Source organism: Segatella copri, from assembly GCF_026015465.1.
GTDB lineage: Bacteria > Bacteroidota > Bacteroidia > Bacteroidales > Bacteroidaceae > Prevotella > Prevotella copri_E.
This window is the reverse complement of record NZ_JAPDUQ010000002.1, coordinates 588752-614967: the sequence shown is the minus strand read 5'-3', so window position 1 is coordinate 614967 and position 26216 is coordinate 588752. Positions and strand designations below refer to the sequence as shown.

Here is a 26216-nt window from a genome sequence, read left to right as displayed (position 1 = left end):
ATGAAAGATTAGAGGGTTGATATGTAAAGACGCATCAGCTGGGCTGGAATCCTGTTGGACACTTCCTTGTTGACAAGGTGCTTGCCTTCAAGTCTCGTGATGATGGCAGGATAATCCTTGGCGATGTCCGTCATCAGCTGAGCCTGCTCCGGGGTGAGCATGGCAATGGCCAGCGCATCCATCGAGAGATAAGGCTGCAATATCATCCAGAGATAGGCATTGGCTTGGATGGCATCTTTGATTTTTCCTCGCTTCAAAGCGTCACGGCAAACCTGGGCGTTGAGAATCAGACGGCGGTCTGTTCGCATCGACATGAGAACGAGGGTCTCAGAAGCTGGCAGCTTGTTTCTGGAAGCGGACTTGTAGATGGCAGAACAAATGTCTGCAGTATGGTTGGTGATTTCCGTCATTCCGATGGATGAGCATTCGTCGATATGTGCGAGGAACGTGCGGAAATGACGGTCTTCCTCATGTAGGAACGCCATGAGTTCTTTTCTTGACTTAATGCCATGCGACTTAGTGCTCAGCAGGAACTTGGAGTAGTTGGCCAAGGCTCTGTGAACTTCCAGTTCATAGACAGGCGATTTGTCCAAGGTAGCGAAAAACTTTAAGGCATTTTCCTTCAAAGAGCCGAGTTCCTTGTTGTCCTTATATAAAGAGGTGTGGAGCTTCACGTAAGCCACATCGCTCAAAGTGCAGTTGCCTGTCATCCCCAGCAGTTCTGTGCGGATGGAGTCTGAAATCAGATCATACTTCATGGAAAGCCCACTGTGCGCATTGAATGAAGGATCCTTCCTGATGTAGTTCAAGACGGTATCTCCATACTCGCGCCACTGGTTGATGTAGTCTGCAAGATGCTCTGCATCAGAGTCTGAATGCCCTTTCATAGTTTGAAAGAAAGCCTGGTACTGTTTCAAGGCATCTTCTGAAGACTTGAAATCATATTGACGACTTCCACTGCATGAGGTGATCATGAGTAAGGCACATAAAAAAAGCAAGTGAAAGAATAAACTCTGCTGAGTTGTTTTTCTTTCACTTGCTTTACTTTCTTTCATTTGGTTTTTGAGACCTGTTGCTGAAGAGTTACCGAGGCAACCGACAAAACTGTTCAACTGTACTGTATTCCTATTATCCATTGGCATGTAATTGAAAATTTTGCGTACAAAGATACAGATAAAATTCCACATTAACGACACTACAATCAGACTTTATGTTATTTTATGTTTCATACTCTTTGCAGTATGATTATTGAAGATGCGCTCCTAATTTATAAATTAGGTTAAATCAAGTCTGCTGACCCAACAAAACCAAATAGTATGAATCCATTTCTGAATATAATTTGTATCTTTGCAGAAGAATCGTGCCTGAACAGGTGTTATCCTGCCGTAAAAAGGCGCATAACTATCAAGTTATCAGTCAATAAAACATTTTGATATGGCAAAAGTAGGCTACATCATGGCTACATCCCAGTATGACAAACTGGAAGAAGACCGCAAATGGATGAACGAGTTCGGTTGTGTAAGAATCATCGAAGAAAGTGATGATAACGAACGCCACAGACCGCTGTGGAAACAACTGATGGCAGCATTGCAAAGAGGTGATGAACTGGTGATTCCGAAATTTTCCAACGCCTTGCGTGGCAGTCGTGAACTGGCAATATTCCTGGAATTCTGCCGGGTCAAGGTCATTCGCATCATCAGCATCCACGACCGGATTGACTCCAGCAACATCCTGTTTCCGGAAACCAAGCCATCTGACGTATTGGTAATGATGGGTTCCCTGCCCGACGAAGTCCTTGCTCTCAGGAAATCTGCAGAGCATGTAATCAAGCTGCAGGAGAAGATGATCGTGTCCCTCCCTCCTGTTTCTGCCAGCAAGATGCAGAAGCTCGACAGAGAGAAGACTGTAGTGAACCTCTATGTGGCTGGACATCCGATAGATGAAATCTGGAGAGCCAGCGGATTCAGAAGCAGAAGTTCCGTATTCCGCATTCTCAACAAGAACGGAATCAAGCTGAATAGAGGCAACCACTCCGGACCAATCAAGAAAAGAGACACAAAGTAAACGAGACATTGAAGATTGAAGATTAGAGCATGAAGAAGATATTATTCCTACACGGATTCTTCGCCACGGGCAGTTGTCCGATGGCGAGAGCCTTGAAAGAGGCGTTTGAGGGGACGGCGGTGGTGCTGACTCCCGACCTCCCTTTGTACCCCAAGGAGGCACTGAAGGAGATTCGCTCCATCATCGACCGGGAACAGCCCGACTTGCTTCTGGGCAACAGCTGTGGCTCTTTCCTCGCCCAGATGCTGGCTCCGGTGGTGGGCATTCCCGCCCTGCTCGGCAATCCGTATTTCATGATGACGGAGTTTCTGAAGGAGCGAATCGGCGAGCATGAATACAAGGCGCCGAGAAGGGACGGCAATCAGCGGCTGGTGATTGACGAGGCGCTGATTGAGGAGTTTGCGGAGTTGGAAGCCGTGCAGTTTGACCATTGCAACCCCTATTATAAGAATCGTGTGTGGGGACTTTTTGGTGAGCAGGACACCCTGGCTCACTTCTCCCCTCTCTTCCTGGAGCACTACAATCAAGCCTTCCATTTCCCAGGCGGTCATACGCCTACTGAGCAGCAGGTGAAGACCTGGTACGCTCCCCTCGCCCAGAAAATGCTGATGGAGTTTTCAGCAAAGGAAGAAAGATATTTCCAGCACTTTAAGGGCGGCAAATACAAATTCATCCATTCTGCCTTCGACTCCGAGACTCAGGAGCGCATGGTGGTTTATCAGGCTCTCTATGGAGACCAAGCCTATTGGGTAAGACCGGAAAAGATGTTCTTCGGGAAAGTTACGAGGGACGGCAGAACTTTTAATCGTTTCACGGAAATAGACATAAAATAAATGATAAAGATACGTTGCGTAGTAGAACACATTACCTACCAAAATCAGGAGAATGGATATTCCGTGATGAGGGTTAAAGTCAAGGATTATTCAGACCTTGTTACCTTGGTGGGCAACCTGCTGGATGTACCAGTGGGCGCTGTACTATTGTGTAATGGTGACTGGAAAGTCGATAAGCGATACGGACGTCAATTCGTATGCGAAACGTGGGAAGAAGTGATGCCTGCAACTGTATATGGTATAGAGAAATATTTGGGAAGCGGACTGGTGAAAGGCATTGGTCCGAAGTATGCTCATCTGATAGTTGAGAGGTTCGGTACTGATACCATCGAGGTAATTGAAGATGACATCGAACGACTATATGAAGTGGCTGGCATCGGTAAGAAGCGTGTAGAGAAAATCCGAGACAGTTGGGAGAAACAGAAGGACATCAAGAATGTAATGATTTTCCTGCAACAATACGGAGTAAGTACTGCTTATGCCGCCAAAATATATCGCCAGTACGGCAAGGAAAGCATCGACAACGTGAAAGAGAATCCTTATCGCCTTGCAGATGATATTTGGGGCATCGGATTCAAAACTGCTGATGGTATTGCCTCTAATATGGGCTACGAGAAAAACGATTTGAGACGTTGCAAAAGTGGTATAGGTTATACATTGAATGAACTTTCCAACGAAGGACATGTATATGCTATAGAAGAGCAGCTTATAGAAGCAGCCAAGAAACTGCTTGAAGCAGACGAAGAACCCATCAGACAAGCCATTTCAGAGATGATTGCTTCGGAAGATCTCATCCGTGAGAATGAAGCTATATATCTGCCTCCATTCTATCATTCAGAACGTGGAACGGCAAAGAAACTCTTGACCTTAATAAAAAGCCAAGAAGCAAATAACCTCGGATTAAAGGCTGATATTAAAGCCATTGAAAAGGTCTCTGGTATAGAATATGACGAGGTTCAGATTGCTGCCATCCAACAAGCGGTTCGCTCGAAAGTGATGGTACTGACTGGCGGTCCTGGTACAGGTAAGACCACAACTACGCAAGGTATTATTGCTGCGTATAAAACGGCAGGAATGAGGATTTTGCTTGCAGCACCTACTGGCCGTGCGTCCAAGCGAATGAGCGAAGCTACCAATATGGAAGCCAAGACCATTCATAGACTATTGGAGTTTAATCCACAAGATGGTTACAAACGAAATGAGGAGAACCCTCTGGAAGGTGATGCGCTGATTGTGGATGAGTGTTCCATGATTGACATCATATTGATGTATAATCTAATGAAGGCTATTCCCGAACACATGCGCTTAGTGCTTGTGGGTGATATTGACCAGTTGCCAAGTGTTGGAGCTGGCAATGTCTTGCGTGATATTATTGACTCCGAGAAGATTCCCGTAGTTCGACTAACCCGCATCTTCCGACAAGCTCAATCCAGTAGAATCGTCATGAGTGCCCATGCCATCAACCAAGGGCATTATCCCGATACGAGCAACGGCAAGCAGACCGACTTCTTCTTTATCAAAAATGAAGACCCGGAACAAGTGGCTGAAGAAATAGTAAAACTTGTGAAGTATCGCTTGCCAAAGGCTTACAATCAGCCTTTAAGCAACATCCAGGTACTTACGCCGATGCAAAGAAGTGTGGTAGGTGCAGCCAACCTGAACATGATGCTACAGCAAGCACTCAATACAACAACATTGGGCATAAGCCGTGGTGGTACAACCTATAAGATGGGCGACCGTGTGATGCAAATACGTAATAATTACGACAAGAATGTGTACAATGGTGACATCGGAACTGTAGAAAAAGTCAACATAGAAGACCGCACACTATGTGTCAACTTTGACAACAATCTGGTGGAATATGAAGCAACGGAGCTTGATGAGCTAACATTGGCCTATGCTTCTACCATTCATAAATCGCAAGGTTCGGAATATCCGATCGTGGTAATCCCAGTTTTGATGGCTCATTTTGTGATGCTTCAGCGCAACCTCATCTATACAGGCATTACGAGAGCTAAAAAAATCTGTGTGCTTATCGGGCAGCCCAAAGCGCTCGCTTATGCAATACGTAATCTGACGGTAATCAACAGAAACACCAAATTGAAAGAACGACTGCGTGGAGAGATAGAAGCGAACAATGATTCTGGTCTCCACATCAGCAGTAGATACATACTTCCTGAGGAACAGCCAATGATGGCTGCGGAACCAGAGCCAAATCAAGACATTAGAAGCAATATCAAATGATCATATATATAGCAAGAAAAATGTATTTTTTTCTGATATGGTAAAGGTGTTTAGTATAACAGATATAAAATAATAGGATAAAAATGAGAAAAGAATCAAGAGCAATGGATAGTCGGTGGGCATTGGAAGTAATGCACAAGGCTCCGTATATAACTGTCAGTTTTATTGACGAAGAAGGCAAGCCTTATGGTTTACCCCTGTCACTCGCATCAGATGATGATGTGAATTGGTATTTTCATGGTGCCTTGGAAGGCAAGAAGTTGGAGGCAATCAAGGTTCATCCCGAGGTTTGCCTTTCAGCCGTAACCCGTTGTGCGCCTACGGTTGGTCCGAAGGACGGCAGTTTCACCCTGCAGTTCAAATCAGCCATTGCATTCGGCAAGGCAGAAATCGTGACCGAGGATGCAGAGAAGATTCATGGTCTCCGATTGATCTGTGAGCGTTTCCTTCCTCAACACATGGATGCTTTCGACCAGAGCATCGCCCGTTCCCTATCACGCACGGCTGTAGTTCGCATCACGCTTACTGAGCCACCAACCGGCAAACGCAAGCAGTATGATAAGGAAGGCGTGGAAATGAAATATGGCAGAATGGAATAAACGAACATAAACATATTGATTATGAAGAAGATAAAGTTAAGCAATGGCGTGGAAATGCCACAACTGGGATATGGTGTTTATCAGGTGGAACCTGATGAGTGTGAGCGTTGTGTGCTGGATGCTCTCAGCGTGGGCTATCGGATGATAGATACTGCGCAGGCTTATCTCAACGAGGAAGCGGTGGGCAATGCATGGAAGAAGAGCGGCGTGAACCGTGATGAGATTTTCATCGTTTCCAAGGTCTGGCATTCCAACTATGGCGATGGACAGACCATGAAAAGCATCGACGAGAGTCTGCGCAAACTGCAGACCGACTACATCGACCTGATGCTCCTCCACCAGCCTTACTGCGACCGCTACGGTGCTTATCGCGATTTGGAAAAGGCTTACAAGGCAGGAAAGGTTCGTGCCATCGGAGTGAGCAACTTCTTCCCTGATCATCTCATAGACCTGGCTTCCAACATGGAGATTGCACCAATGGTGAACCAGATGGAGACGCATGTGTTCAACCAGCAGCACGAGACCCGCAGATTCATGGATGAGTTTGGCATCCGTCTCATGGCGTGGGCTCCGTTGGCAGAAGGTCAGAACGGACTGTTCACCAACCCTACCCTCACCCAGATTGGCGAGAAATACGGCAAGACTGCTGCACAAGTAGCCTTGCGCTGGCTGTTGCAGAGCGATGTAATCATCATCCCGAAGACCGTTCACAAGGAACGAATGCAGGAGAATCTGAACCTCTTCGATTTCGAACTCGATGCTGAGGACATGCAGAAGATTGCTGCGCTTGACACCGCCAACAGCCTCTTCCTCGACCATCATAGCGGAGAAACAACCAAGCAGTTTATGGAGTGGAGAGCTGTGGTGAAACCTACAGAATAAGTAACTATCGCTCAAACTATGGCTCAATGTAAAACAAAGAATTTATGACTTCACTTCAAGAAAGGCTGTTCGCCATGCAGGATAAGCAGTATGCTGCTTTCCAAGCCAAACTGACACCGGGAGTGCCTGTGGAGAGTTTCATAGGCATTCGTGTGCCTGTGCTCCGCAAGTTCGCAAAAGAATTTGCAAAGGAGGCAGAATGTGAGGATTTCCTTCATCAGCTGCCTCACGTATACTACGATGAGAACATGCTTCACGGTCTCCTCATTTCCGAGGTAAAGGACTACGAGGAATGTATTCGTCTGACAGACACCTTCCTGCCTTTCGTGGACAACTGGGCAGTTTGCGACATCATGTCTCCGAAGGTGTTTGCCAAACATAAGGAGGAGTTATTGGCGAAAATCAAGACTTGGAGTAAATCGTCACATGTTTATACTTGTCGCTTTGGAATAGAGACACTTATGTCTCATTACCTGGACAAAGACTTCAAGGCAGAGTATTTTGAAATTCCTGCATCAGTAAGGAGCGAAGAGTATTACGTAAAAATGATGATAGCCTGGTTCTTCTCCACGGCTCTTGCCAAGCAATGGGACGCAACGATTCCCTACATCGAGCAAAACCGCCTTGCTCCCTGGACGCACAACAAGACCATCCAGAAGGCCATCGAGAGCTACAGAATCACACCCGAGCAGAAGGAATATCTGCGGACATTGAAGATAAAATAAAAGGAAAAATTAGGAATAGGCAAATAACCATGCATTGTCCATTCTATTACCCCGTACAAAAGTACCACACTTAGCAATATTTGTGGTACTTTTGTACTAAAATAGCTATAAAACTGTTGAAATGTATTAAAAAAGAGAGGATATTAAAAGTTTTCCGTACAAAAGTACCACAATTAAAAATATTTGTGGTACTTTTGTACCAAAATTAGGAGAACAATTATGGAAACAAAGAATTCATTCATATCATCTGCAAGCGTCAAAGTACAAGGACGAACAGCTTACTACAAGATGCTGGAAGCCGCTCGCCAAGGTGAACTGATTCAGGTTTGCCGTGGCGTATATGCTAACATAGACCAATTGTCAGCATGTATGGTTGATATTGAGTCTATTGTCCCAAATGGTATTCTCTGCCTTTGGTCTGCCTGGAATATCCATCAACTTACGACATCCATGCCGCAGGCTTATCATGTCGCTATCAAAAGGGATAGAAAGGTCAAGATACCTTCATTCCCAAAGATAGAGCTCCATCACTATACTTCCAATATTCTTGAAATCGGCGTAATGGAGAAAGTCATAGATGGATTTAAGGTAAAGGTATATGATGTAGAACGATGCGTATGCGATGCAGTAAAGTTCCGCAACAAGGTGGGCATTGATGTCTGTTCTGAAATCATCGATAACTATCTTTCCAGACCAGAAAGAAATATCAGTAAACTAATGGATTATGCCAGGCAATTGCGTGTTGGCAATATCTTGGAAAATTATCTACAAGTGAAGCTATGAGTAAAGAACAAAATAAAAACTACGGGAAGTCAATACGTACAAAATTGCTGAACGTTGCAAGAAAGGAAAACGTCTTTAATCAGACTATCCTAACTCGGTATTTTCAAGAGAGGCTTCTCTACAGAATATCGCAGACTCATTATAGAGGAAACTTTTATCTAAAGGGAGGTGCACTCATGTATGCTTACGAAAAATTTGCGGCTCGTCCTACATTGGATATAGATTTCCTTGGCAATAATATCAGCAACGAAGGCTCTTCTATAATTGCAGCGTTCAGAGAAATTTGTTCTGTGCCATACGAGGAAGATGGCGTAATATTTGACACGGAGCACATTACAGCACAAAATATAACAGAGTTCAAAGACTATCATGGGATTAGGCTCAGCATTCCAGTCAAGATGGACACCATTGCCCAGGTTTTAACAATGGATATTGGTTTTGGTGATGTGGTAACACCTTCCCCAATAGATCTTGATTATCCTGTATTGCTTGAACATCTGCCGAGTGCCAATATTCTGGCCTACTCGCTTGAAACGGTCATTGCCGAAAAGATGCACGCAATTGTGGATCTTGCAGACCAAAGTAGTCGAATGAAGGATTATTATGATCTCTACAAAATCTTGCAGAATGAAAAGTATAATCCTATAATATTACAGGAAGCTATCAAACATACATTTGAAAATCGCCACACACCTTATAATGAGAACACGATGTTTTTCAGAAAAGAGTTTGGCAGCAATCAGCAAATGCAGGTCAGATGGACTGCTTTCATACGTAAAATAACGTCCACTGACATCTTGCCTTTTACTGAAGTGATAGCGTTTTTACAGCAAAGACTTCTTCCGTTTTGGGAGAACATGAAAGATGAATAGCAGAAAATACGATATATATCAGTTTCCAGAATGCAATAACGTAGTAGTTTCTGGAGATATTCACGGCGACTTTAATCTCCTCGTGAACAAAATTTGTGTGCAATATCAAATGCAAAACACGTTAGTTATTGTAGCAGGTGATTGTGGATTTGGTTTTGACAAGAGAGGCTACTATGATAATATGGTGAAAAGAAACGCCAAACGTATGAATGATGCCAATAATTGGATTGTATTCATTAGAGGCAATCATGACAACCCGGCGTATTTTGATGGGAAAAGCTTTAAGCACAAACGTTTCATTGCCATTCCAGACTATTCTGTAATCAACGCTTGCAACCATTCGATTCTCTGTGTAGGAGGAGCCATATCGATTGATCGTACGTATAGGCTTGAAGCATGGAGTAAGGAGCAACAAAAGCGGCTACGTTTTGGTAACACGGAAGTCGTTGACGATTTTTCTCCATCATACTATTGGCAGAGCGAATCGCCGACTTATAATAAAGAAGCACTAATGTCGATTTTGTCTGAGCAGAAAGTTGACATTGTAATAACACATACGTCTCCATCCTTCTGCGAATTATTAAGCAAGGAAGGGATAAGCAAATGGACTTGCAACGACAAAACTCTGATATCAGACATACAGCAGGAACGTGAAGTTATGAATAGTCTGTATGAAACTCTGAAAGAACATCAGCAGCATGTCACTCATTGGTGTTACGGACATTTTCATCAAAGCTGGCATTCTTCTATTGATGGTACATTGTTCAAGATGCTGGATATTATGGAGTTTTATGAGTTGAAATAATTATGACACAAGATACATCTATATATTACGTTTAGATAGGTGGTTCATGCGATTATGGCCATAAAGAGCGAGCTGGTGGTGCTGCCGTTGTGATTGAGCATAACGGCAACATCATCAGTCGTGATGTAATCAGCGACTTGCACACCACGGAGTTCCGCATGATGCTAACCCTCATGGTGAAAGTAATGCAGAAAATACCGGAAGGTTCCGACATTCTCTTTCTGACCAATGCCGCCTATATTCAGAACTTTGACAAGACTCCAACGGCTAAATCAGCCAATCCAGACTTGATCATTCAATGCATCGAGGAAAAGAAAAGGCACAACTCAGTCGGGGTCAAGATTGTGCAATATCACAAGAGTCCACTGCTGATAGAAACCCACGATAGGGCTACGGAAGCAATGGCCAAGACAAGGAAGGTGTTTCACCAGAAAAATAAATAAATGTTTAGGGGCTTTTTCCGGTCATTAAGGTCATTAAGGTCATTAAGGATTTCGGGTTATTCAAGATGTCTGACCCCAAATATGGTTAATGTAAAAAGTTACGGAGAATATGAATTATTTCCGTTACTTTTTACATTTTCATCTTATATGTTTTGAGAGCATTTCACTCCAAACCATACCGTATTAGAAGTCACATGTATCTGGGTCTGCACCTATTCTGTCTGCCTTCAGCGATGCTATTTCAAACATTTCCTGCTGAGAGAGTTCAAAGTCGAATACATCGATGTTTTCCTTGATTCGGCTTGGAGTAACCGACTTTGCCAGTGGCAGCACGCCTGTCTGCATCACCCAACGGATAACTACCTGAGCTACACTTTTGCCATGGCTGGCAGCAATCGACTTCAAGAGAGGATTATCCAAGACTTTACCTCTTCCCAATGGGCTCCATGCTTCCACGAGAATGTTGTTCTTCTGGCAGAACTCAACACATTCCTTCTGGGTGAATCCAGGATGATACTCTATCTGGTCAACCATTGGACAGATGTTTGCCTTCGCCATTACTGGCTCTGCATGATGCTGCATGAAGTTAGAAAGACCGATGCTGCGAATCAAGCCCTCTTCATGCAGACGCTCCATCGCTTTCCAAGTATCTACATTCTGATGATTTGCATCCTTGCCAAACTGCAACTCGTTGGCTGGCCAATGGATGAGGTAGAGGTCGAGATAATCGAGACCTAAATCGCTCAAAGTCTTGTCAAAAGCCTTCAAGGTCTTGTCGTAGCCACGCTCTGTGTTCCAAACCTTGCTGGTAACAAAGAGATTCTCACGCTTGATTCCACTTTCCTTGATTCCCTCGCCCACGCTCTTCTCATTTTTATAGATAGCAGCGGTGTCGATGTGGGTGTAGCCTGCAGCGATGGCAGCTTTCACAGCTTCAACGCAGGTTGCTCCATCAGGAGTAAGAAACGTTCCGAAACCCGGTGTAGGAATCTTCACTCCATTATTCAATAATATTTCCTTTTCCATAATTAAACTAATTTTTTAAATTTCAACTATTTTTTTTGACGGTGCAAAGTTACAGCTTTTTTCGCATAGCAGAGTTCTGTATATTTGCATTATCATAGAGTACCTTTTCAATTTTAGCCATCGCTTTGCAGTCCCGTAAATTTCCCTGCGATATTCTGCAGGAGTAAGATGGATGGTGCGCAACCATTCAAAGTAGTACCATTCAGTAAAACCCTCACAATAGATTTTGACGGTATATTCAAGCGGTCTCTGTTCCATGTTAACCTCCTTTCTTATTCGTCAATAAATATACTGCCCAACTGAGGCTTCGCTCCCAACTTTCCAGCTCTGTAAGCATTGAGGATGGACACTTCCTTATGGAGACCGAAATCCTTGACACGATAAATCTCTGTCGCTCCCGATTCGTTTTTGCTGGCAAAATACACCATATCCCTGCGGATAAAATCCTCGTCAAGAAGCATAAGACTATGAGTAGAGAATATCAATTGTGCCCGGTCTGAATTTACAAGGAATGTCTTGATAATATGGGTGAACAGGTCGTAATGCAGCGAGTTCTCCAACTCATCACACAGCAATGTCTGATTGTTTTTGATAAGTGTAAATAACAATGCCGACAAACCGTACATACGGTTGGTACCTTCCGATTCCACCATGTTAGAAAGACTTCCCGTATAGAAAGGAGTCTTGTGGGTGAAGAACAATTCTTCTGTAGATATGCTCTTGTCCTGAGGTTCCGAGATATGTAAGATTTTTGCTATCTTTCTGAACTTCTCCATTGCTTCCTCAGAAACCTCACCTTTTTCTTCCTTGATGTATATGTCGGAAATGTTGAAATCAGCCTTTTCAAGCATCTCGCAGATAAACTTCTTGCTGTCAGCATCCAATCTTACCACATCGTTAGCTAACTGTCCAAGATTATCATTCTTGCTGAGCAAAGGCATGAACTCGCTTTCAAAATAATTGAAGACTTTGTCAAGTTCAACATTCTTTTCAACGTTTGCATTCTTATAGGTCGTGAGTACCATAGCATTGGAAATACAATTTGACTCTATGAACAGTTTCTGTGTTGCAGACAACTTCAGCAATGGTCCGAAAGAAATCGAAGAATTGCTCTTGTCCTCATTCCAAGTACGCTCATAAAAGAGCGCACGGCGGTTATTGGGATAGAAGTACAGTTCTTCCTTATAAATCTTTTGGTTGTTCAAGACAACGGAATATTCATATCTGACATCACCAATATAGAAAATCAATTCAAATGATGAGTTTTGGTTTCGGCTATCCTCATCCATCATGAATGGTGTCAGTCCTGTGCCTGTACCAGGTTTCTTGGAACGACTTGCAACCAAATAAAAAATGAACCAAGCCAAAGCTTTGAGGATGTTGCTCTTGCCAGATGCGTTTGGTCCGTAAACAACACCCAATTTGGAAATGCGAACACCTTTTATTTTAACAACAGCGTAGTCTTCATACGTTTTGTCAGCAGAAGCCGTAAAATCCAGCGTCTGCTCTTCTCTTATAGAAAGGAAATTCTTTACTTTAAATTGTAATATCATATCTTTCGTGCTAAAATTCGTAATTCTTTTGCAAAAATACAAAGAAAAGATGAAATATACAGTTTTTCAGTATCAAATTTAAGAATATTTTTCAGAAAAGCCAATGTAACGTAGAAATGAATCTTTCAAGGCATCGCAGATAAGGGAAACTGATGGATGCATAAATGGTGGTATTCTACACTCTTCGGTCTGCCAGGCGGTTTCACCACGATGATTGGCAATACTATCGAGACCAATCCCTTTATCGGTCTCGTCTGAAATCGTTGCGTCCGTCACCATGCCACCATGCGCCCAGGAAGGCGAGGATGGCACGGAAAACGATGTAGATAACGATGATGTCAACAAATTCATTCATAAGCTTGATATTTTACGAGTTATTCAATATATATTCACCACGGGAATGCCCAAACTATTGGCTTTCTTGAAAGTGTAGTAGGTTCCACCCTTCTCTCTCCCATCATAGAAGGCAATGAGAAGGGACGCATTCTCAACCATGAACTCGTCTCTATCAAGAAAACATCGGGTGTAATAGTATTCAGAAAGGACGATCACCTCATCTGCTGAAGCCATCAATCCATCATAAACCACCCTATCGCTGGGCTTGAACCTGTCTGCCTGACCTCTGAAAGGAATGGCTGCGGTAAGCGTCATTCCTGGGCAGGAAGGTTTCAGCGACTGCACTATCTGGGCTGCCATCAAGTCAATACCGATGGCGAATCCCGAAATAAAATTACTGATGCCATGCTCGTAAGCTTCGAGGATGGCTTTGGTCAATCGCTCTCTTATGACCTCCTGCTGAGAGAAGTTGTAAAAGCGATGGCCTGTAAAGGCTGCCGAAACAGCCTTGTCAAACTTTGTCATATTCTTTCTTTTCATTGCTGTACATATTTATATGATGTCTTGCCGAGGAAAATGCCGTTTGTTACGTGCGCCCCTACTTGTTCTAATTGTGCGGTGTAGGCACTGAATGAAGTGCCGGTAGTGACCACATCGTCCCAAATGCAGACTATCTTGTTCTTGAAGAAGTTCGCATCCACCTCAATATTATTCTTTTCCTTCAAACGCTTTTCTCGCTCATCCTTCTTGACCTTAGTGCCATGAACTGCGGTACGTTCGCCAACAACCTTGACATAGGAAAAGCCGTTGATTGCTCCGGAAAACTTGCAGACAAGTTCAGAGAAGTTCTTGTTGCGTGCCTCGTTACGCTCCTGACTGCTTGCAGGAACGCAAGAGAAGACAACGCTGCGAACCTTACGACCAAACTTCTTGACAAGCATCTTTGCCACGCACTTCGCCACATCAGCATGGTTTCGACCATCCTTGAAATCATAGATAACCTGGCGGTCGAAGAAAGCATCCATACCGATATTCTTGATACGTACCGGATAATAGCGCAAAAAGCTGCTCAACTCCTTATCCTCCTGTCCCTTGAGGTAAACCTGTACCATGTTCATAGCTTTAATTGTTGTTACTTGGCAGGTAGTAGCCATCAGCCACTACCCACCGAGAAAATGTTTTCAATCGTAAAGTCTGTTGAGGAAAGACTGCAACTCTCTGTCGATGATTTCAGAAAGCTGACATGGTTGGAATGGCTTTCTCTGCTCCACTCTGACCTTGCCGAGTCCGAACTTGGTTGCGTCCAACTCCACACTTGCCATTTCATTGGCAGAAATGTAGCTGTACTCAGTCTCAGCCAGACCTACAACGATGCCAAAGAGCACAAAATCATCATTCTCTCGCTGTCCTTCAAGAATGTACCAGCGAGCGTTGCCGATGATAAACACTGCGATGCAAACTGCATCCTTCTTCTTGCTATCCTGGGAATAGAGCGGATAGTCCTGCATTGCCTTCTCCAATTCTGGAGTAATCAGGCGGTTGTTGAAATCTTTTGCCATAGTCTCTATTTTTTTCTCCCTTTCGTTAAGTCCTTTCGGACTTGGGATCGGGAAGCTTTTTCTGCTTTTCAAAGTGCGTACAAGGCAATAAGGCAAGTCTGATGGGAAGAATACTCTTTTGCATGTTACATGGAAAAGGAAGATTGTTACCGAATCACGACTTGCTATTTGCCAGATACGCGATAACTTTGCAGAAAAAGAATCCCGAAATCCCAAAGACGATACGGAATCAAAACCTTCTGGTTTCAGTAAGAAGAAAAAGTATAACAGGGAATGACTGCAGGGATAGAAAAGCCGGGTGGGAATAGTCCAAGCAAGTATCAACAGTTTTAAAAGCCAGCGTGTTGTTCCTTCGTAAGTCGATAAAATCGGCCTGCGAAAGAACAACACCCTGGCTAACTGTTCATGCTTACTGGACTATGGCGTGGGCGAAGATTATAAAGAAGGAAAGCCGAAAGATTTATAAGGAAAGACAGAATGCTTATAAAGAGGAAGACCAGTATATTATAAAAGGTGGAAGGGAGGGAAAATGAAGGTGGATGCTGTGAGCCAGTGCCCTTCTCGACGAATGGACATGCAGTAGTGGCAAACTGAATAAGTGGGAATCGTTTGCGTCCCACCTACTCAGTTTGTAAGCTACCGGATGTCGTTTCGTGGGCACCTTCCGACTGAGGGGCTTTGCACTTACGTCATGCTCTGCTGACATAAATGCAAGGTCTATCAGGTGGAACTCCAGTAGCATCCTTCATGGTGTGGGGCGAAGCATTATCATCTTGTTTATAAAAATGCAAATCTATAAAGGCCTGCTACTCATCATGGTATGAGGATTTAAGGTGTACTCATGTGTACACGTACACACCTATCCATGTATATATGTATTCACGTCCACATGAATACATTTTATAAGAGGAAGACAGAATGCTTATAAAGATGAAGACCAGGATAGTATAATAGGTGTAAGGGAGGGAAAATGAAGGAGGATGCTGTGAGCCAGTGCCCTTCTCGACGAATGGATATGCAGTAGCTTACAAACTGATTAAGTGGGAATCGCTTGCGTCCCACCTACTCAGTTTGTAAGCTACCGGATGTTGTTTCGTGGGCACCTTCCGACTGAGGAGCTTTGCACTTACGTCATGCTCTGCTGACATAAATGCAAAGTCTATTAGGTGGAACTCCAGTAGCATCCTTCATGGCGTGGGGCGAAGCATTATCAGGGAAAATCAGCCAATTATCACTATAAGAACAGCTCATTTTGGTTAAAATACGCATGTTTATACCATTTTTTTGCTGCTACGCAAAAAGATTTCGCACTATTTTTGTATCTTTGCACCCGAATTAGACAAATAAAAAGTAAAAATATATAAATCCTATACGGAAATGAATTTAAATATGCACATAACATCACAATCATTCGTTCAGAGCTATCGACGCTTTGAGCGGAATAGTTATGTACATACATCAAGTACATCAGATACAGCCGGTATAGGATTCCCACATCATTATTCGCATAGTTATTTCTATCGGGCATCGTAGCAGCGTGCCCCACAGAGAACAAAGATAATACGAAAGAGTTGGAGTTTCCTTGCCGGGAGAATCCAACTTTTTCTTTTTAGCCAAATGCTTGGCTTCAGCTCTGACATGGCGAGAAAAAGCTGGATGAAATCCAACCATTTTTTTACGCTTAAAATGAAAGAACTATGCCAGCAAATAAGAATGCCTTAATAAGGTACAAAACTATAGACAACTGTTTAAGAAACAGATACAGAAGATGGACTCTCGATGATCTCGTGGAGGCATGTAGCGACGCTCTCTACGACATGGAGGGAATCACCAAAGGAGTATGCGCCAGAACTGTTCAGATGGATATACAGATTATGAGATCTGACAAACTGGGCTACAATGCTCCCATCGAGGTTTATGATAGAATATACTACAGATACGCTGACCCTAACTATTCTATCACTGAAATGCCTTTATCCATAGAGGACTGCAAGCTGATAAAGAAGGCTATCATTCTTCTTGAAAACAAGAAGGATAAGAATAACGAAGACACCATCCAGGTGCTCAACAAGGTACAGGACAGACTCAAATCTATTCTGAACTTTGTGTAAGGATAAAGGAGGAGAAAATATGAGTGGACATCAACGAGACTTCGTCTTACAAGAAAGCTAAAAGGCTTCTTTTCAAGCAAAACTGCCTGAAGAGAAGCCTTTCTTATATAGAGCTTCAAGTAGGATTCGGACCTACGACCTGCTCATTACAAGGGAGCTGCACTACCACTGTGCTATTGAAGCATTTGGGAGTTTGATGGGGATCGAACCCATGACCACCAGAGCCACAACCTGGCACTCTACCAACTGAGCTACAAACTCCATATAAACTCCAGATGGATTCGAACCACCACCTCCAGAACCGAAATCTGGCATGCTACCAATTACACCATGGAGTTGTTTGTTAACTTGTCGCCCCGAAGGAATCGAACCTTCGCTAACAGGACCAAAACCCGTTGTGCTACCATTATACCATAGGGCAAGTTGAGTTCGGGAGGTAGGACTCGAACCTACGAAGTCATCAGACAGCGGATTTACAGTCCACCCTCGTTGCCACTGGAGCACTCCCGAATTTTTAAGTGGAGCCTCGTGGAGTCGAACCACGTTCTCGGGATTTTCAGTCCCGCGCATACACCAAGTCTGCCAAAGTTCCTTACTGATGTTGCCCCAGATGGAATCGAACCACCTCTTGCAGATCCAGAATCTGCTGCACTACCGTTATGCGATAGGGCAAGTTTGCGGAGGCTAAAGGATTCGAACCTTTGAGACGTTGCCGCCTGCCGGTTTTCAAGACCGGTGCAATAGACCAACTCTGCCAAACCTCCAATGTTGTGACTCGTGAGAGACTCGAACTCCCGACACCGACGTTCGTAGCGTCGTGCTCTGATCCAACTGAGCTAACGAGCCAATGTGCGGAAGCAGAAGGATTCGAACCTTCGGAACCTTTCGGTTCGGCACGTTAGCAGTGTGCTGGTTTAAGCCGCTCACCCATACTTCCTTGTTTTGACGATGCAAAGGTAGAAAGGGAGAGTGAAGTCTTTTTTCGTAGCAAGAAAAAAGTTTCAAAAAAGTTGTTTTTTGAATGATTTTTCCTAAAAAAGGCTTTAAAGAGTCTCTTTTTCGGCATTTTACGGCTTTTGAATGTGTATTCATGTACACACCTATACATATATACATGTATTCACGTCCACATGAATACAATGAAATAATATATGGAATGGGGGAAATCCATAACTAATTCCAATTGCGAATACACTGTGTGTGGAATGTGCGGAAGAAAAATAGACGAATATCTAAATAGATTAAAGTCGGTTTTATATATAAACAAAGCCGACTCTAACCTTTAATTTTTACCCTTCAACTTATCAAGTTCTTCTATCAACTCATAAATTGTAGTTGAAGGATCTTATATGGGGACAATCTTTTTGCCCTTTTACTGGCAATCGTAACATTGTCCATCAAACTTAATTTATCCTCAATGGATAACTTGCCTTTCTTGTATTGCTTAATATATCCAGACAACTTAGATACGCAATCGGCACTTCCGATTTCAGCACGTTGGTCTGTATAATGTAACAACAACCATAATTCAACACAAGGATTGGAGCAAAGCAGTATAGCCCCAGGTATCTTCTGTAATCTGCTAAGAGCAGAAGGCACATCCAAATCATACATCAAGAATGTCATATCATGCTTTGTCTCCACATAATTAGCCTTGCACCTACTTATCAGAGCAGGTGTAACATTAAGCAATGTACGCTTAGGTATGATATGAATAGGAAGACGATAATGCGCTCTCAGCATTTCAACATAAGCGACCTCTGTTTCACCCTCGCAAAAGACGAAATAGTTGGGCTTCATCGTCTTCCCTTTAGAAGTTCTTTGTACTCTTTCCATATTCCTAAAGTGTTAGAGTCGAAATATAAGGAATAGCATCAAAACGTCCCTGCAGATAAGCCTTCTCCATATCCAGCGTGTCCCGGAAATCCTTGAAATCAAACAGAGAATATAGATCACTGCTTCCATCCTCTCGCTTGTTCACGAAATACACCTGATCCCTTCGCTGGAAATCGGTGTTCAGCAAATGGGTGTTATGAGTGGTATAGATGAGCTGAGCATGGTCGCTATGATTGAACATACCTATCACAAATTCCACAAGCTGGGTATGGAGACTGTTATCTATCTCATCGACAAGGAGCATCTTTCCTTCATGGATAATACCAATCATCCTCACCATCATCCGGAACAAAGTCTTGGTTCCCTCCGACTCTTCCGTCTCGAAATCAAACGCAACGGAAGGGTTGGTACGATGAAACGTCGTGATGGCATTGTTCTGAATCTTAAAGTCAATGATGTCGCTATCTGCCGTTCTCAACACCTCCAGCATCTGCTCCTTTCGTTCCTTGAACAAATTATCCAGAGAATCAATGTTAGCCACCTGATAATCAAGCACAATGTCATTACAGAAGAACAGGAAAATCTTTTGGGCTATTTCCCTATCCATCTGGCTAGCACGAGAAATATAGAGTGTCTTCTTCGATGTATTGTCAGCTACATCGAAAGGACGCTTGATGACTGTTTTAAACTCATAGATGTCCTTTTTCTCAGTTCCTCTATTTTCATCACGGCTAAATACCAGCGACTTACGACCATTCGGATAATAGAACAAAGTCTCGGTGATGATTTCATCATGCATAAAGGAGAAGGAATACTCATACTCTACTCCATTCAGCAGGAAACGGATGTAGAAAGAGCTTGGCTTGTTGGCATAATCCTCAAACTTGAAAGGTGAGATGGCAAACCTGGTGTCAACATTATAATTATGTGATGAACGAACCATGTTCACACAAGCTCTGATGGCTTTAATCACATTGCTTTTACCCGAAGCGTTGGCTCCAAATAAGGCAACGCTCTTCAACATCTGTTCTCCATCCACGGAAAACAGATTACCTTCAAGCTCCCTTGCCTTCTTTGTCTGAATCTTGGCAGCCTGCAAGTCCAAAGTCACCTCGTCTCGAAACGAGAACATATTGCTTAAACGTATCTCTAAAACCATTTTAACCTCGATATTTGTAATTTGATTGCAAATATAAGAAATAAAACTTGTTTTTATATTCATCAGACGTTATTTTTATTATTATTTAGCACAACAAAGAGCAGGATGCTCCTTCAAGCACGCACAGACATCTAAAACTACCACCACCAAAGCACGAAGTTCTGATGGTGGAAATCTTATTTTTCTCAATCAATAAACCAATGAATAGTTCACATTGAAATAGGTGTCTGAAACCTTCATGGTTGTAATCACCACGGATTTGTCCTGGTTGGTGAAGCAGTACTGCAGGCTGGCTTCATCGGCTGAAACAAGCGTGTAGTGCTTCTTCAGATAGTCAATGACAAGCCCACGGTTCACACTTTGCTCCGTATCAATGACAGAATAGAGCGAACCGTCAAGACGGGAGAAGCTGTAAAGAACGCCTTCACTACCCTGCCCAGTCATAAAGGTCAACTGGATGTTGTCGCCGGAAGTCTCAGCCACCTGGCGGTAACGCTTCATGGATTGAGCCATATAGCTCTTGACCTCATCCACATTCGCACCCATGATGTGGAATGGCTCTGTCCAAACGTCCAGTTTTGTTTCCGGATTTCCGATGTCCTCCGTCGGGTCATCATTGCCGCAAGAGGTGAATACTACTGGTGAAGCCATCATCATCAGAAGGATGGCGATTGAAAGATACTTTTTCATTTTCATGACTTTTCGTTTTTGATGTTATTTAATTTCATTGTATTCATATCCACATGTGGACATGTATCAACGTCTATATGTATATATGTATCAACGTACATGTGTATCAATGTATTCATGTGTACATGGCTACACATCCACATTTTCTACATGACTTCCCGGATGGTTTTAGTCCTGATTTTCTTGACCTTACCATATTTCGACTCATAAGCTTCAACGCCTTGTTTCATGACGTATTCCATGAAGGAGCGGATGGTGAAGCCTTCCTTTCGGGCGATGCTCTGAACCTTGTCAACGAGTTCCTTTGAGCAGATAAAGGAGAAATGTCGCCAGGGGTCTTCAGTAGGCGAATCGCTCTCTGTCTGAGGGTTGGGAGATAGGGGCTGTTGCTCCTGAAGATTCCCAGGAGACCTGTCAAATCTGTCCTGCGGATGAATGGCAGCCTTTCCGAGAATGTTGCCAAGCAGGATGTCCATATTCTTCTTTGCCATAGTCTTTACTGATTACGTGAAATAATTTCTTCTGTCAATGCCTGATAGTCCTTCGCACCGTTCGACTGAGGGTCGTATTCAAAGATGCTCTGACCGCTGCCTGCCGATTCTGCCAGGGCGATGTTTTCACGGATGCGAGTCTTCATGGTGATAGTCTCATAACGGGACTTCACGGCTTGCTCAACCACCTTGTTCAACTTGCGATGGTTGAATCTGGCGATAAAGACTCCTCCCAGTCTGAGGTTCGGCTTCACTCGCTGCAATGTAGAGACAAAGGGATCGAGCATTCTCATACCTTTCAGAGGAAGAAGCTCTGGAGTCATCGGAACGATGATTTCATCAGCTGCAAGGAAAGCGTTTGTGGTAACGATTCCCAAAGATGGAGGACAGTCTATGAGAATGTAGTCATAGTTCTGCTTCACGGGTTCGAGCAGTCGGCTCAGCAGCTGTTCTCTTGCCAGGAGATTGGTCAAGGCAATCTCTGCGCTTGCCATTTCGAGGGAGGAAGGAACGAGGTCGAGGTTCTCCCTGACGTGCTTCACTGGCAGGGGTGCGCCATCAACCAGAGAGTCAAAGATACTTGCCTGCACCTCATCTTCATTTGGGATGAAATACAGGGTAAGATTTGCCTGACCGTCAAGGTCTATGAGCAGGACTTTCTTGCCCATACGTGCCATACAAGCCCCGATGGAGGCTGTAGAGGTGGTCTTCGAAACGCCACCTTTATGATTGGCGAATGTAATGATTTTCAATGACATAATATAAAATCTTTTGTATATATGTATTAACGTATTCATGTGTACATGGCTCCACGTGTACGTGGCTACATGTATTAACGTGTACAAAGGTACGGGTATCTGGCGAAAGTTCCTTCACGCTTCCCCTAACAACCCAAAGTGTCAGGGGAAACGTCAGGATTTGAGGTATCATTTATTCAAAAGTGAAGGTGCGGATGTAGAAATAGGTGTCATCGTCCTCATACTCATATTCATTGATGAAGTCCATCATCTGCTCATCGGTTCGCTCTCCCTGCTCAATGCCGGTCTTGGAAGTCCATTCCATGATGGCTTCTCCGATAGTGCCGTAAACATCATCACAACAATCCTCGAATGGTTCGCCGGATGCGCTGACACAACATTCTTCGGGAAAATAATCGCCTTCATCGTGGGTGTAATAGACCTCACATCCACACTCGCAGCATCTGTAGGAAATGCTCAGTTCATCATCCAGGAGTCGGTTTATCTCAAAGAAGAGGTCATTGCAAGCATCCCAGGCAGTTTCGGTCTCGAAGGAAAGCAGACTGGTGTCTTCATCCTCCTCATACTCTGCCCAGTAGATGTGACCACGCACACAGATGTGCTTCTTCTGATAGTCGATTCCATAGTGCTTTGCAAGGTCATCCAGCCAGATGTTCCTGCTGTTCACCTCCATGCGCTGAAGGGTGTTCCAAAGGTTGCTTACTGCCTTTTGGGTTCCTGTAACCTTATAGGTTGTTGTTGCCTGATTAGCCATTGTCTTGTATATTTATTTGATTACCATTCTGTATAATAACTCTGGTCGTTGGATTCACATTCCTCTGCCCATTCCTCATCCGTGAAGTCGCTATGCAGACAGTCCTTGCTGCAATAGTAGGCTACTCCCATGTCAGCGCAATAACCCTCACGCATCAGCTTGCCACATTCCGAGCATCGTCTGCAAGCCCTGTCGGTGTTCCACCAATAGTCCACGAAAGACTCTGCCACCACGTCCTCGCTTGTGTTTTCATCCCACTTATCAAGATAGAATGAAGCAAACTGGTTCAACTCCTTTTCATTGAAGAACTCCTTGTCTGTGCCGCTCACTGCCTGGGTAAGTCGGCTGAGAATTGATTTCATTGTTGTCATAATGCCATCTGATTTTATCTCCCTTTCGTAGATCAACTACTTCGGGGATGGTTAAAAATTATGTTGCATTCAGAAGGTGTTATGGCTATCCATACAAGATTTTGTCTGCAAAATACTACCCGAATGGTGTGGAGATTTTTCAGCAAAGCAGCGCCCTGACCTTGTAAAGATAAGACAGAACCATTACCTTCGCAACAGAATTCTTACCTATTCCCAGAAGTCGATGAATGAAATCCTCCTATAACTGGCTATCCTTTCAGCAAGGAAAAGTATAAGCATAAAATAGAAAAACCTGTTGTATATCTGTTGGTTATTGACGGTTTTGCATCGTTTTAATAGGGTATTAAAATGAAGCAGAATGATTAAAATGACAAGAAGTATAAGCACAAAAAAAGCGACCCGAAGGCCGCTCTTTTATCTGGAGAGAAGGATTTACTTATCCTTCTGGGGCTTGCCCTGCTGAGAATCAGGAGCATTCTCCTTCTCGACAGCTTCGTAGAACTTGGTGGCTACGAGAATCACTCGGTTGTGCTTGACTCCCTCGGCATCCTGCCATTCCTCTGGCTTGAAGTAGCCCTCTACAGTGAGGAGTGCTCCCTTGACCAGGCGGTCGAATGAAGAGGTATTCTCGTTCTTGCGCCAAGCCTCTACATTCATGAAGGCAGAAGTGCGAGAGTTTTCATCGCCATTCTTCTCATTGCGGCTGATGGCCAGTGAGAAGCGAGCTACGCTTGCTGTTGTAAACTGATGGATGCTTGCATCCTTACCTACGAAACCAGTTACTGCGAAAGAATTTTCCATCTTTTTCATAATTCAATATTTTTAGAAGTGAAACATTTATTTTTTACGATGCTATCAGAGTTGGCAAGGAAAACATAGGAAGCAAGGAATTATCGAATTATTTCACCCTTGGGCAGGAAAAGTTTTTTGGATGAGCAGCAGACGGAAAAGTTTTTGAAAAAATTCTGAGAATAAGGCACCTGGTACTTGCAGAAATGTGGCTTGCACTAACTTTGCAGCGGAAAAAGTAAGTGTGGATGCTTCGTCCAAAAATATGAATGAAAAGGATAAGTAGAAAATATCTGCAGTTGGTTGGGTAAAAGAAAGCTGCATCCTCCTCGATGTTGTTCAATCAAACTGGTTGCGCAATACGGCTTATAAGTTTCAAGAGACTAGCAGGAAAACTCAAACTTCATCATGAATATGGCTAAGCAAAGGAAAGAACGATCAGACCTCTGACTGCCAAGGGTAAGCATCTGCATGTAGAGGGAAGCTGAGCAGAGAAGCATGATGCCTGAGGCAAGCGGCAAACTAATGATTTTGTCACAAAAACGCCATTCTTTTGTGACATGAAGCTATTGTAAAACTAAAAGGGAAACGGAATTTCAGTAAGGAGAAGAAGGCAAAGCCCTGAACCAGCTAAAGAGCAGCTGCCAAGGCAAAGCTTACGGCGCATACAGCATACAAGTTTAAGGTTTAAGTTTACCCATGTATATATACATGTTCTTTCAAACTCAAATAGTAAACCTCTACCCTCTTACAACCACTCAAACCAGGAAGTTTACAAGTTTAAGAAAACCATATATGTATATATGCCGAAATAAACTTGTTTATAACATATAGTCAAGGATTTTGGGAGAATCTATTTTTCCTTGCTGAAATGCAAGAATTGTTATTCGAAATGGAGAGGAAAACTCATCCATATTAGGATAAAAATCGCAAAAACATGCCGATAAGTCGTGGAAATCTATCGTTTTTCAATAGATTTCCACGTCTTATCGATACATTTTGGAGGTTTTTGCAGGATAAATGTATTTTTATACAACCAGTAACTTCCATAAATAGTGACAGCTTTTGACAAACAAAAGGTCTTAAATCAGCTAATTTGTGTTAATTATACGGTGTTTTTGCAAGTATTCGACATTAAACTATACATTTTTCGAAGAAAAAGCTTATCTTTGCATCAGTATTAATAAGAAAATGACATTGTTATGATACTTAGAGCTACATTTGAAAATATATATTCCATCAAGGATGAGACTCAAATCAGCTTTGTGGCAGGTAAGAGTAACGCACATCCGTCTCATGTTTCCCGTGCAGAGAAGCGTGATGATATTTCTGTGCTGAAGGCTGGTATCGTGTATGGTGCTAATGCTTCAGGAAAGAGCAACGTCATCAAGGCCATTGCCCTGCTCCAGCAGATAGCCAATGGAAGCTTTCCGCAAAGCAAGGTTGAACCTTTCAAGCTTGCTGATACCGAAGAGAAAAACTCCAAGGTAGAAATCGAGTTCAAGACCAAGGGTAAGTGCTTTGCCTATGGCATGGAGTTCACCATCGGAGGCATCAAGGAGGAATGGCTGTTTGAAATCAACAGCCGTACCGACAAGGAAGTTTTCACCAGAAAGATTACAGCTGCCGGCAACGAGTTCACGTTTGGCAAGGTGGATGGAAACGAAGAAACATTCATGCTCCTGAAGTTCATCGCCCACAGTACTCCTTCTGATTCCAGCTTCCTGTCAGAGTATGTGCGCAGAAACGGCAAGGGACTTGAAACCATACGCATGGCCAAGAACTGGTTTGCTGACGGCTTGAAGATCATCTTCCCAAGCACACGACTTCAGGGAATTTCTTTCCTTACTGAAAACAATGAAGAACTGCAGGAAACGACACGCTCACTTCTTGCCTATTTCAACACGGGCATTTCAGACGTGCGCCTGTATAAAATCAAGAAGGAAGATGTGAACTTGTCTTCCGATTTGCTTGACAACATACTCAGTAAGGCCAAGAACGGCAAGGCGTACAGCATGGCTGCCACAGTTGGAGGCGAAATGCTTCTATTCGAGGTAAATGCCAACGGAGGATATGAGATTTACAAGCAGAAGGCTGTCCACCGGAATCTTACTTCCGGCACAGAGGTTGTATTTGATCTGAGCGAAGAATCTGATGGCAGCATCCGGTTGCTTGACTTCATCCCAATGCTCATCGATTTGAAGCAAAATGAAGTTGATTATCTCATCGACGAGATTGACCGCAGTATGCACCCGATGCTCTCGCAGAAAATTTTAGAGTGCTATTTTTCAGGACTGGAGTCTGGAAGAGACACTCAGCTCATCTTCTCCACTCATGAATGCAACCTGCTCAACCTCGACCTTATCAGAGCTGACGAAGTATGGTTTGTCGAGAAGGGAAAGGATGGAGCATCACATCTTACATCCTTGGCTGAATTCAAACCTCGTGAAGATGTTCGCAAGGGTTATCTATTAGGACGCTATGGAGCCATTCCGTTCTTTGCGCCTATAAGTCAATTAAAATGGTAACAGCT

At 43.5% G+C, this 26216-nt stretch carries 25 protein-coding genes, 10 tRNA genes and 1 pseudogene; 12 read left to right on the top strand and 24 right to left on the bottom strand.

Annotated features, from left to right (window positions below; genetic code table 11):
- Window positions 1-8: 8 nt before the first annotated feature.
- The gene (locus ONT08_RS09605; RefSeq protein WP_264959792.1) at window positions 9-887 is read right to left on the bottom strand and encodes a hypothetical protein; all 879 of its coding nucleotides are present in this window, start codon (window positions 885-887) and stop codon (window positions 9-11) included.
- Window positions 888-1434: 547 nt separating this feature from the next.
- Between ONT08_RS09605 and ONT08_RS09600 the strand changes: the two genes are divergently transcribed.
- The 10 genes from ONT08_RS09600 (at window position 1435) to ONT08_RS09555 (ending at window position 10250) form a co-directional block, all read left to right on the top strand.
- Window positions 1435-2064: a recombinase family protein gene (locus tag ONT08_RS09600; RefSeq protein WP_117695437.1), complete on the top strand. Its 630-nt coding sequence runs from the start codon at window positions 1435-1437 to the stop codon at window positions 2062-2064.
- 29 nt (window positions 2065-2093) lie between these two features.
- A complete protein-coding gene (locus tag ONT08_RS09595; RefSeq protein WP_264959791.1) occupies window positions 2094-2897 on the top strand; it encodes a YqiA/YcfP family alpha/beta fold hydrolase in 804 nt (267 codons plus the stop codon).
- Entirely contained in the window at window positions 2898-5141 is a 2244-nt protein-coding gene (gene recD2 / locus ONT08_RS09590; RefSeq protein ID WP_264959790.1) for an SF1B family DNA helicase RecD2, read from the top strand. It abuts the gene before it with no gap.
- Between the two features lie 83 nt (window positions 5142-5224).
- Window positions 5225-5740, top strand: a complete 516-nt coding sequence (locus ONT08_RS09585) for a pyridoxamine 5'-phosphate oxidase family protein (protein ID WP_264959789.1) — start codon at window positions 5225-5227, stop codon at window positions 5738-5740.
- A 21-nt stretch (window positions 5741-5761) separates the two neighbouring features.
- The gene (locus ONT08_RS09580; protein WP_264959788.1) at window positions 5762-6622 is read left to right on the top strand and encodes an aldo/keto reductase; all 861 of its coding nucleotides are present in this window, start codon (window positions 5762-5764) and stop codon (window positions 6620-6622) included.
- A gap of 44 nt (window positions 6623-6666) precedes the next feature.
- The gene (locus ONT08_RS09575; protein WP_264959787.1) at window positions 6667-7347 is read left to right on the top strand and encodes a DNA alkylation repair protein; all 681 of its coding nucleotides are present in this window, start codon (window positions 6667-6669) and stop codon (window positions 7345-7347) included.
- Window positions 7348-7566: 219 nt separating this feature from the next.
- Window positions 7567-8130, top strand: coding sequence for a type IV toxin-antitoxin system AbiEi family antitoxin domain-containing protein (locus ONT08_RS09570; RefSeq protein ID WP_264959786.1), 564 nt, complete (start codon window positions 7567-7569; stop codon window positions 8128-8130).
- Window positions 8127-9002 (top strand): nucleotidyl transferase AbiEii/AbiGii toxin family protein, encoded by an 876-nt coding sequence (locus ONT08_RS09565; RefSeq protein WP_264959785.1) that lies wholly within the window; start codon window positions 8127-8129, stop codon window positions 9000-9002. The genes ONT08_RS09570 and ONT08_RS09565 overlap by 4 nt, the downstream gene beginning before the upstream one ends.
- Complete coding sequence (locus tag ONT08_RS09560) at window positions 8995-9807, top strand: metallophosphoesterase (protein WP_264959784.1); 813 nt, start codon at window positions 8995-8997, stop codon at window positions 9805-9807. Before ONT08_RS09565 ends, ONT08_RS09560 begins: the two co-directional genes overlap by 8 nt.
- 89 nt (window positions 9808-9896) lie before the next feature.
- Window positions 9897-10250, top strand: a complete 354-nt coding sequence (locus ONT08_RS09555; RefSeq protein ID WP_264959783.1) for a ribonuclease H — start codon at window positions 9897-9899, stop codon at window positions 10248-10250.
- Window positions 10251-10433: 183 nt separating this feature from the next.
- Here the strand turns inward: ONT08_RS09555 and ONT08_RS09550 are convergent, their stop codons facing one another.
- The 5 genes from ONT08_RS09550 to ONT08_RS09530 all read right to left on the bottom strand — a co-directional run bounded on the left by ONT08_RS09550 (window position 10434) and on the right by ONT08_RS09530 (window position 14724).
- Window positions 10434-11276: an aldo/keto reductase gene (locus ONT08_RS09550; RefSeq protein WP_301331963.1), complete on the bottom strand. Its 843-nt coding sequence runs from the start codon at window positions 11274-11276 to the stop codon at window positions 10434-10436.
- Window positions 11277-11548: 272 nt separating this feature from the next.
- Window positions 11549-12829 carry an AAA family ATPase gene (locus ONT08_RS09545; RefSeq protein WP_264959782.1) on the bottom strand — a complete coding sequence of 427 codons (1281 nt, stop codon included), beginning with the start codon at window positions 12827-12829 and terminating at the stop codon, window positions 11549-11551.
- Window positions 12830-13207: 378 nt separating this feature from the next.
- Window positions 13208-13690, bottom strand: coding sequence for an SLOG family protein (locus ONT08_RS09540; RefSeq protein ID WP_256624925.1), 483 nt, complete (start codon window positions 13688-13690; stop codon window positions 13208-13210).
- Between the two features lie 11 nt (window positions 13691-13701).
- Window positions 13702-14283: a ribonucleotide-diphosphate reductase subunit alpha gene (locus ONT08_RS09535; protein WP_264959781.1), complete on the bottom strand. Its 582-nt coding sequence runs from the start codon at window positions 14281-14283 to the stop codon at window positions 13702-13704.
- A 63-nt stretch (window positions 14284-14346) separates the two neighbouring features.
- The gene (locus ONT08_RS09530) at window positions 14347-14724 is read right to left on the bottom strand and encodes a DUF2958 domain-containing protein (RefSeq protein ID WP_264959780.1); all 378 of its coding nucleotides are present in this window, start codon (window positions 14722-14724) and stop codon (window positions 14347-14349) included.
- Between the two features lie 1697 nt (window positions 14725-16421).
- Between ONT08_RS09530 and ONT08_RS09525 the strand changes: the two are divergent.
- Window positions 16422-16701: pseudogene (locus ONT08_RS09525) on the top strand (hypothetical protein); the annotation flags it as partial.
- A 245-nt stretch (window positions 16702-16946) separates the two neighbouring features.
- Here ONT08_RS09525 and ONT08_RS09520 read toward each other — a convergent pair.
- From ONT08_RS09520 to ONT08_RS09435, 18 genes are all read right to left on the bottom strand, one after another.
- Window positions 16947-17018: transfer RNA gene (locus tag ONT08_RS09520), tRNA-Thr, on the bottom strand.
- A gap of 5 nt (window positions 17019-17023) precedes the next feature.
- Window positions 17024-17096, bottom strand: a tRNA-His gene (locus ONT08_RS09515).
- 5 nt (window positions 17097-17101) lie between these two features.
- A tRNA-Arg gene (locus tag ONT08_RS09510) sits at window positions 17102-17173 on the bottom strand.
- Window positions 17174-17186: 13 nt separating this feature from the next.
- Window positions 17187-17256 (bottom strand) — tRNA-Gln (locus tag ONT08_RS09505).
- A 7-nt stretch (window positions 17257-17263) separates the two neighbouring features.
- A tRNA-Tyr gene (locus tag ONT08_RS09500) sits at window positions 17264-17345 on the bottom strand.
- A gap of 9 nt (window positions 17346-17354) precedes the next feature.
- Window positions 17355-17427, bottom strand: a tRNA-Phe gene (locus ONT08_RS09495).
- 9 nt (window positions 17428-17436) lie between these two features.
- A tRNA-Gln gene (locus ONT08_RS09490) sits at window positions 17437-17507 on the bottom strand.
- A gap of 6 nt (window positions 17508-17513) precedes the next feature.
- Window positions 17514-17599 (bottom strand) — tRNA-Ser (locus ONT08_RS09485).
- 7 nt (window positions 17600-17606) lie between these two features.
- Window positions 17607-17681 (bottom strand) — tRNA-Arg (locus tag ONT08_RS09480).
- 6 nt (window positions 17682-17687) lie between these two features.
- Window positions 17688-17772 (bottom strand) — tRNA-Ser (locus tag ONT08_RS09475).
- A gap of 380 nt (window positions 17773-18152) precedes the next feature.
- Entirely contained in the window at window positions 18153-18671 is a 519-nt protein-coding gene (locus ONT08_RS09470) for an RloB family protein (protein ID WP_264959779.1), read from the bottom strand.
- Window positions 18672-18675: 4 nt separating this feature from the next.
- Entirely contained in the window at window positions 18676-19803 is a 1128-nt protein-coding gene (locus ONT08_RS09465) for an AAA family ATPase (RefSeq protein ID WP_264959778.1), read from the bottom strand.
- A gap of 216 nt (window positions 19804-20019) precedes the next feature.
- Window positions 20020-20520, bottom strand: a complete 501-nt coding sequence (locus ONT08_RS09460; RefSeq protein WP_264959777.1) for a hypothetical protein — start codon at window positions 20518-20520, stop codon at window positions 20020-20022.
- A 146-nt stretch (window positions 20521-20666) separates the two neighbouring features.
- Window positions 20667-21011: a hypothetical protein gene (locus ONT08_RS09455; RefSeq protein WP_264959776.1), complete on the bottom strand. Its 345-nt coding sequence runs from the start codon at window positions 21009-21011 to the stop codon at window positions 20667-20669.
- Between the two features lie 5 nt (window positions 21012-21016).
- On the bottom strand, window positions 21017-21769 hold the full coding sequence (locus tag ONT08_RS09450; protein ID WP_264959775.1) for a ParA family protein: 753 nt from the start codon (window positions 21767-21769) through the stop codon (window positions 21017-21019).
- A 172-nt stretch (window positions 21770-21941) separates the two neighbouring features.
- Window positions 21942-22523, bottom strand: coding sequence for a hypothetical protein (locus tag ONT08_RS09445; RefSeq protein WP_264959774.1), 582 nt, complete (start codon window positions 22521-22523; stop codon window positions 21942-21944).
- Between the two features lie 20 nt (window positions 22524-22543).
- Window positions 22544-22894: a hypothetical protein gene (locus ONT08_RS09440; protein ID WP_264959773.1), complete on the bottom strand. Its 351-nt coding sequence runs from the start codon at window positions 22892-22894 to the stop codon at window positions 22544-22546.
- A 432-nt stretch (window positions 22895-23326) separates the two neighbouring features.
- Window positions 23327-23704 carry a single-stranded DNA-binding protein gene (locus tag ONT08_RS09435; protein WP_264959772.1) on the bottom strand — a complete coding sequence of 126 codons (378 nt, stop codon included), beginning with the start codon at window positions 23702-23704 and terminating at the stop codon, window positions 23327-23329.
- Window positions 23705-24885: 1181 nt separating this feature from the next.
- On the opposite strand from ONT08_RS09435, the gene ONT08_RS09430 reads away from it, so the two are divergent.
- A complete protein-coding gene (locus tag ONT08_RS09430) occupies window positions 24886-26211 on the top strand; it encodes an AAA family ATPase (protein ID WP_264959771.1) in 1326 nt (441 codons plus the stop codon).
- Window positions 26212-26216: the final 5 nt, after the last annotated feature.

Coding starts and splice junctions, on each gene's coding strand:
- ONT08_RS09605 (WP_264959792.1), bottom strand. CDS start 887: ATGAAAGGGCATTCAGACTCTGATGCAGAGCATCTTGCAGACTACATC.
- ONT08_RS09600 (WP_117695437.1), top strand. CDS start 1,435: ATGGCAAAAGTAGGCTACATCATGGCTACATCCCAGTATGACAAACTG.
- ONT08_RS09595 (WP_264959791.1), top strand. CDS start 2,094: ATGAAGAAGATATTATTCCTACACGGATTCTTCGCCACGGGCAGTTGT.
- recD2 (WP_264959790.1), top strand. CDS start 2,898: ATGATAAAGATACGTTGCGTAGTAGAACACATTACCTACCAAAATCAG.
- ONT08_RS09585 (WP_264959789.1), top strand. CDS start 5,225: ATGAGAAAAGAATCAAGAGCAATGGATAGTCGGTGGGCATTGGAAGTA.
- ONT08_RS09580 (WP_264959788.1), top strand. CDS start 5,762: ATGAAGAAGATAAAGTTAAGCAATGGCGTGGAAATGCCACAACTGGGA.
- ONT08_RS09575 (WP_264959787.1), top strand. CDS start 6,667: ATGACTTCACTTCAAGAAAGGCTGTTCGCCATGCAGGATAAGCAGTAT.
- ONT08_RS09570 (WP_264959786.1), top strand. CDS start 7,567: ATGGAAACAAAGAATTCATTCATATCATCTGCAAGCGTCAAAGTACAA.
- ONT08_RS09565 (WP_264959785.1), top strand. CDS start 8,127: ATGAGTAAAGAACAAAATAAAAACTACGGGAAGTCAATACGTACAAAA.
- ONT08_RS09560 (WP_264959784.1), top strand. CDS start 8,995: ATGAATAGCAGAAAATACGATATATATCAGTTTCCAGAATGCAATAAC.
- ONT08_RS09550 (WP_301331963.1), bottom strand. CDS start 11,276: ATGGAAAAGGAAATATTATTGAATAATGGAGTGAAGATTCCTACACCG.
- ONT08_RS09545 (WP_264959782.1), bottom strand. CDS start 12,829: ATGATATTACAATTTAAAGTAAAGAATTTCCTTTCTATAAGAGAAGAG.
- ONT08_RS09540 (WP_256624925.1), bottom strand. CDS start 13,690: ATGACAAAGTTTGACAAGGCTGTTTCGGCAGCCTTTACAGGCCATCGC.
- ONT08_RS09535 (WP_264959781.1), bottom strand. CDS start 14,283: ATGAACATGGTACAGGTTTACCTCAAGGGACAGGAGGATAAGGAGTTG.
- ONT08_RS09530 (WP_264959780.1), bottom strand. CDS start 14,724: ATGGCAAAAGATTTCAACAACCGCCTGATTACTCCAGAATTGGAGAAG.
- ONT08_RS09470 (WP_264959779.1), bottom strand. CDS start 18,671: ATGGAAAGAGTACAAAGAACTTCTAAAGGGAAGACGATGAAGCCCAAC.
- ONT08_RS09465 (WP_264959778.1), bottom strand. CDS start 19,803: ATGTTCTCGTTTCGAGACGAGGTGACTTTGGACTTGCAGGCTGCCAAG.
- ONT08_RS09460 (WP_264959777.1), bottom strand. CDS start 20,520: ATGAAAAAGTATCTTTCAATCGCCATCCTTCTGATGATGATGGCTTCA.
- ONT08_RS09455 (WP_264959776.1), bottom strand. CDS start 21,011: ATGGCAAAGAAGAATATGGACATCCTGCTTGGCAACATTCTCGGAAAG.
- ONT08_RS09450 (WP_264959775.1), bottom strand. CDS start 21,769: ATGTCATTGAAAATCATTACATTCGCCAATCATAAAGGTGGCGTTTCG.
- ONT08_RS09445 (WP_264959774.1), bottom strand. CDS start 22,523: ATGGCTAATCAGGCAACAACAACCTATAAGGTTACAGGAACCCAAAAG.
- ONT08_RS09440 (WP_264959773.1), bottom strand. CDS start 22,894: ATGACAACAATGAAATCAATTCTCAGCCGACTTACCCAGGCAGTGAGC.
- ONT08_RS09435 (WP_264959772.1), bottom strand. CDS start 23,704: ATGAAAAAGATGGAAAATTCTTTCGCAGTAACTGGTTTCGTAGGTAAG.
- ONT08_RS09430 (WP_264959771.1), top strand. CDS start 24,886: ATGATACTTAGAGCTACATTTGAAAATATATATTCCATCAAGGATGAG.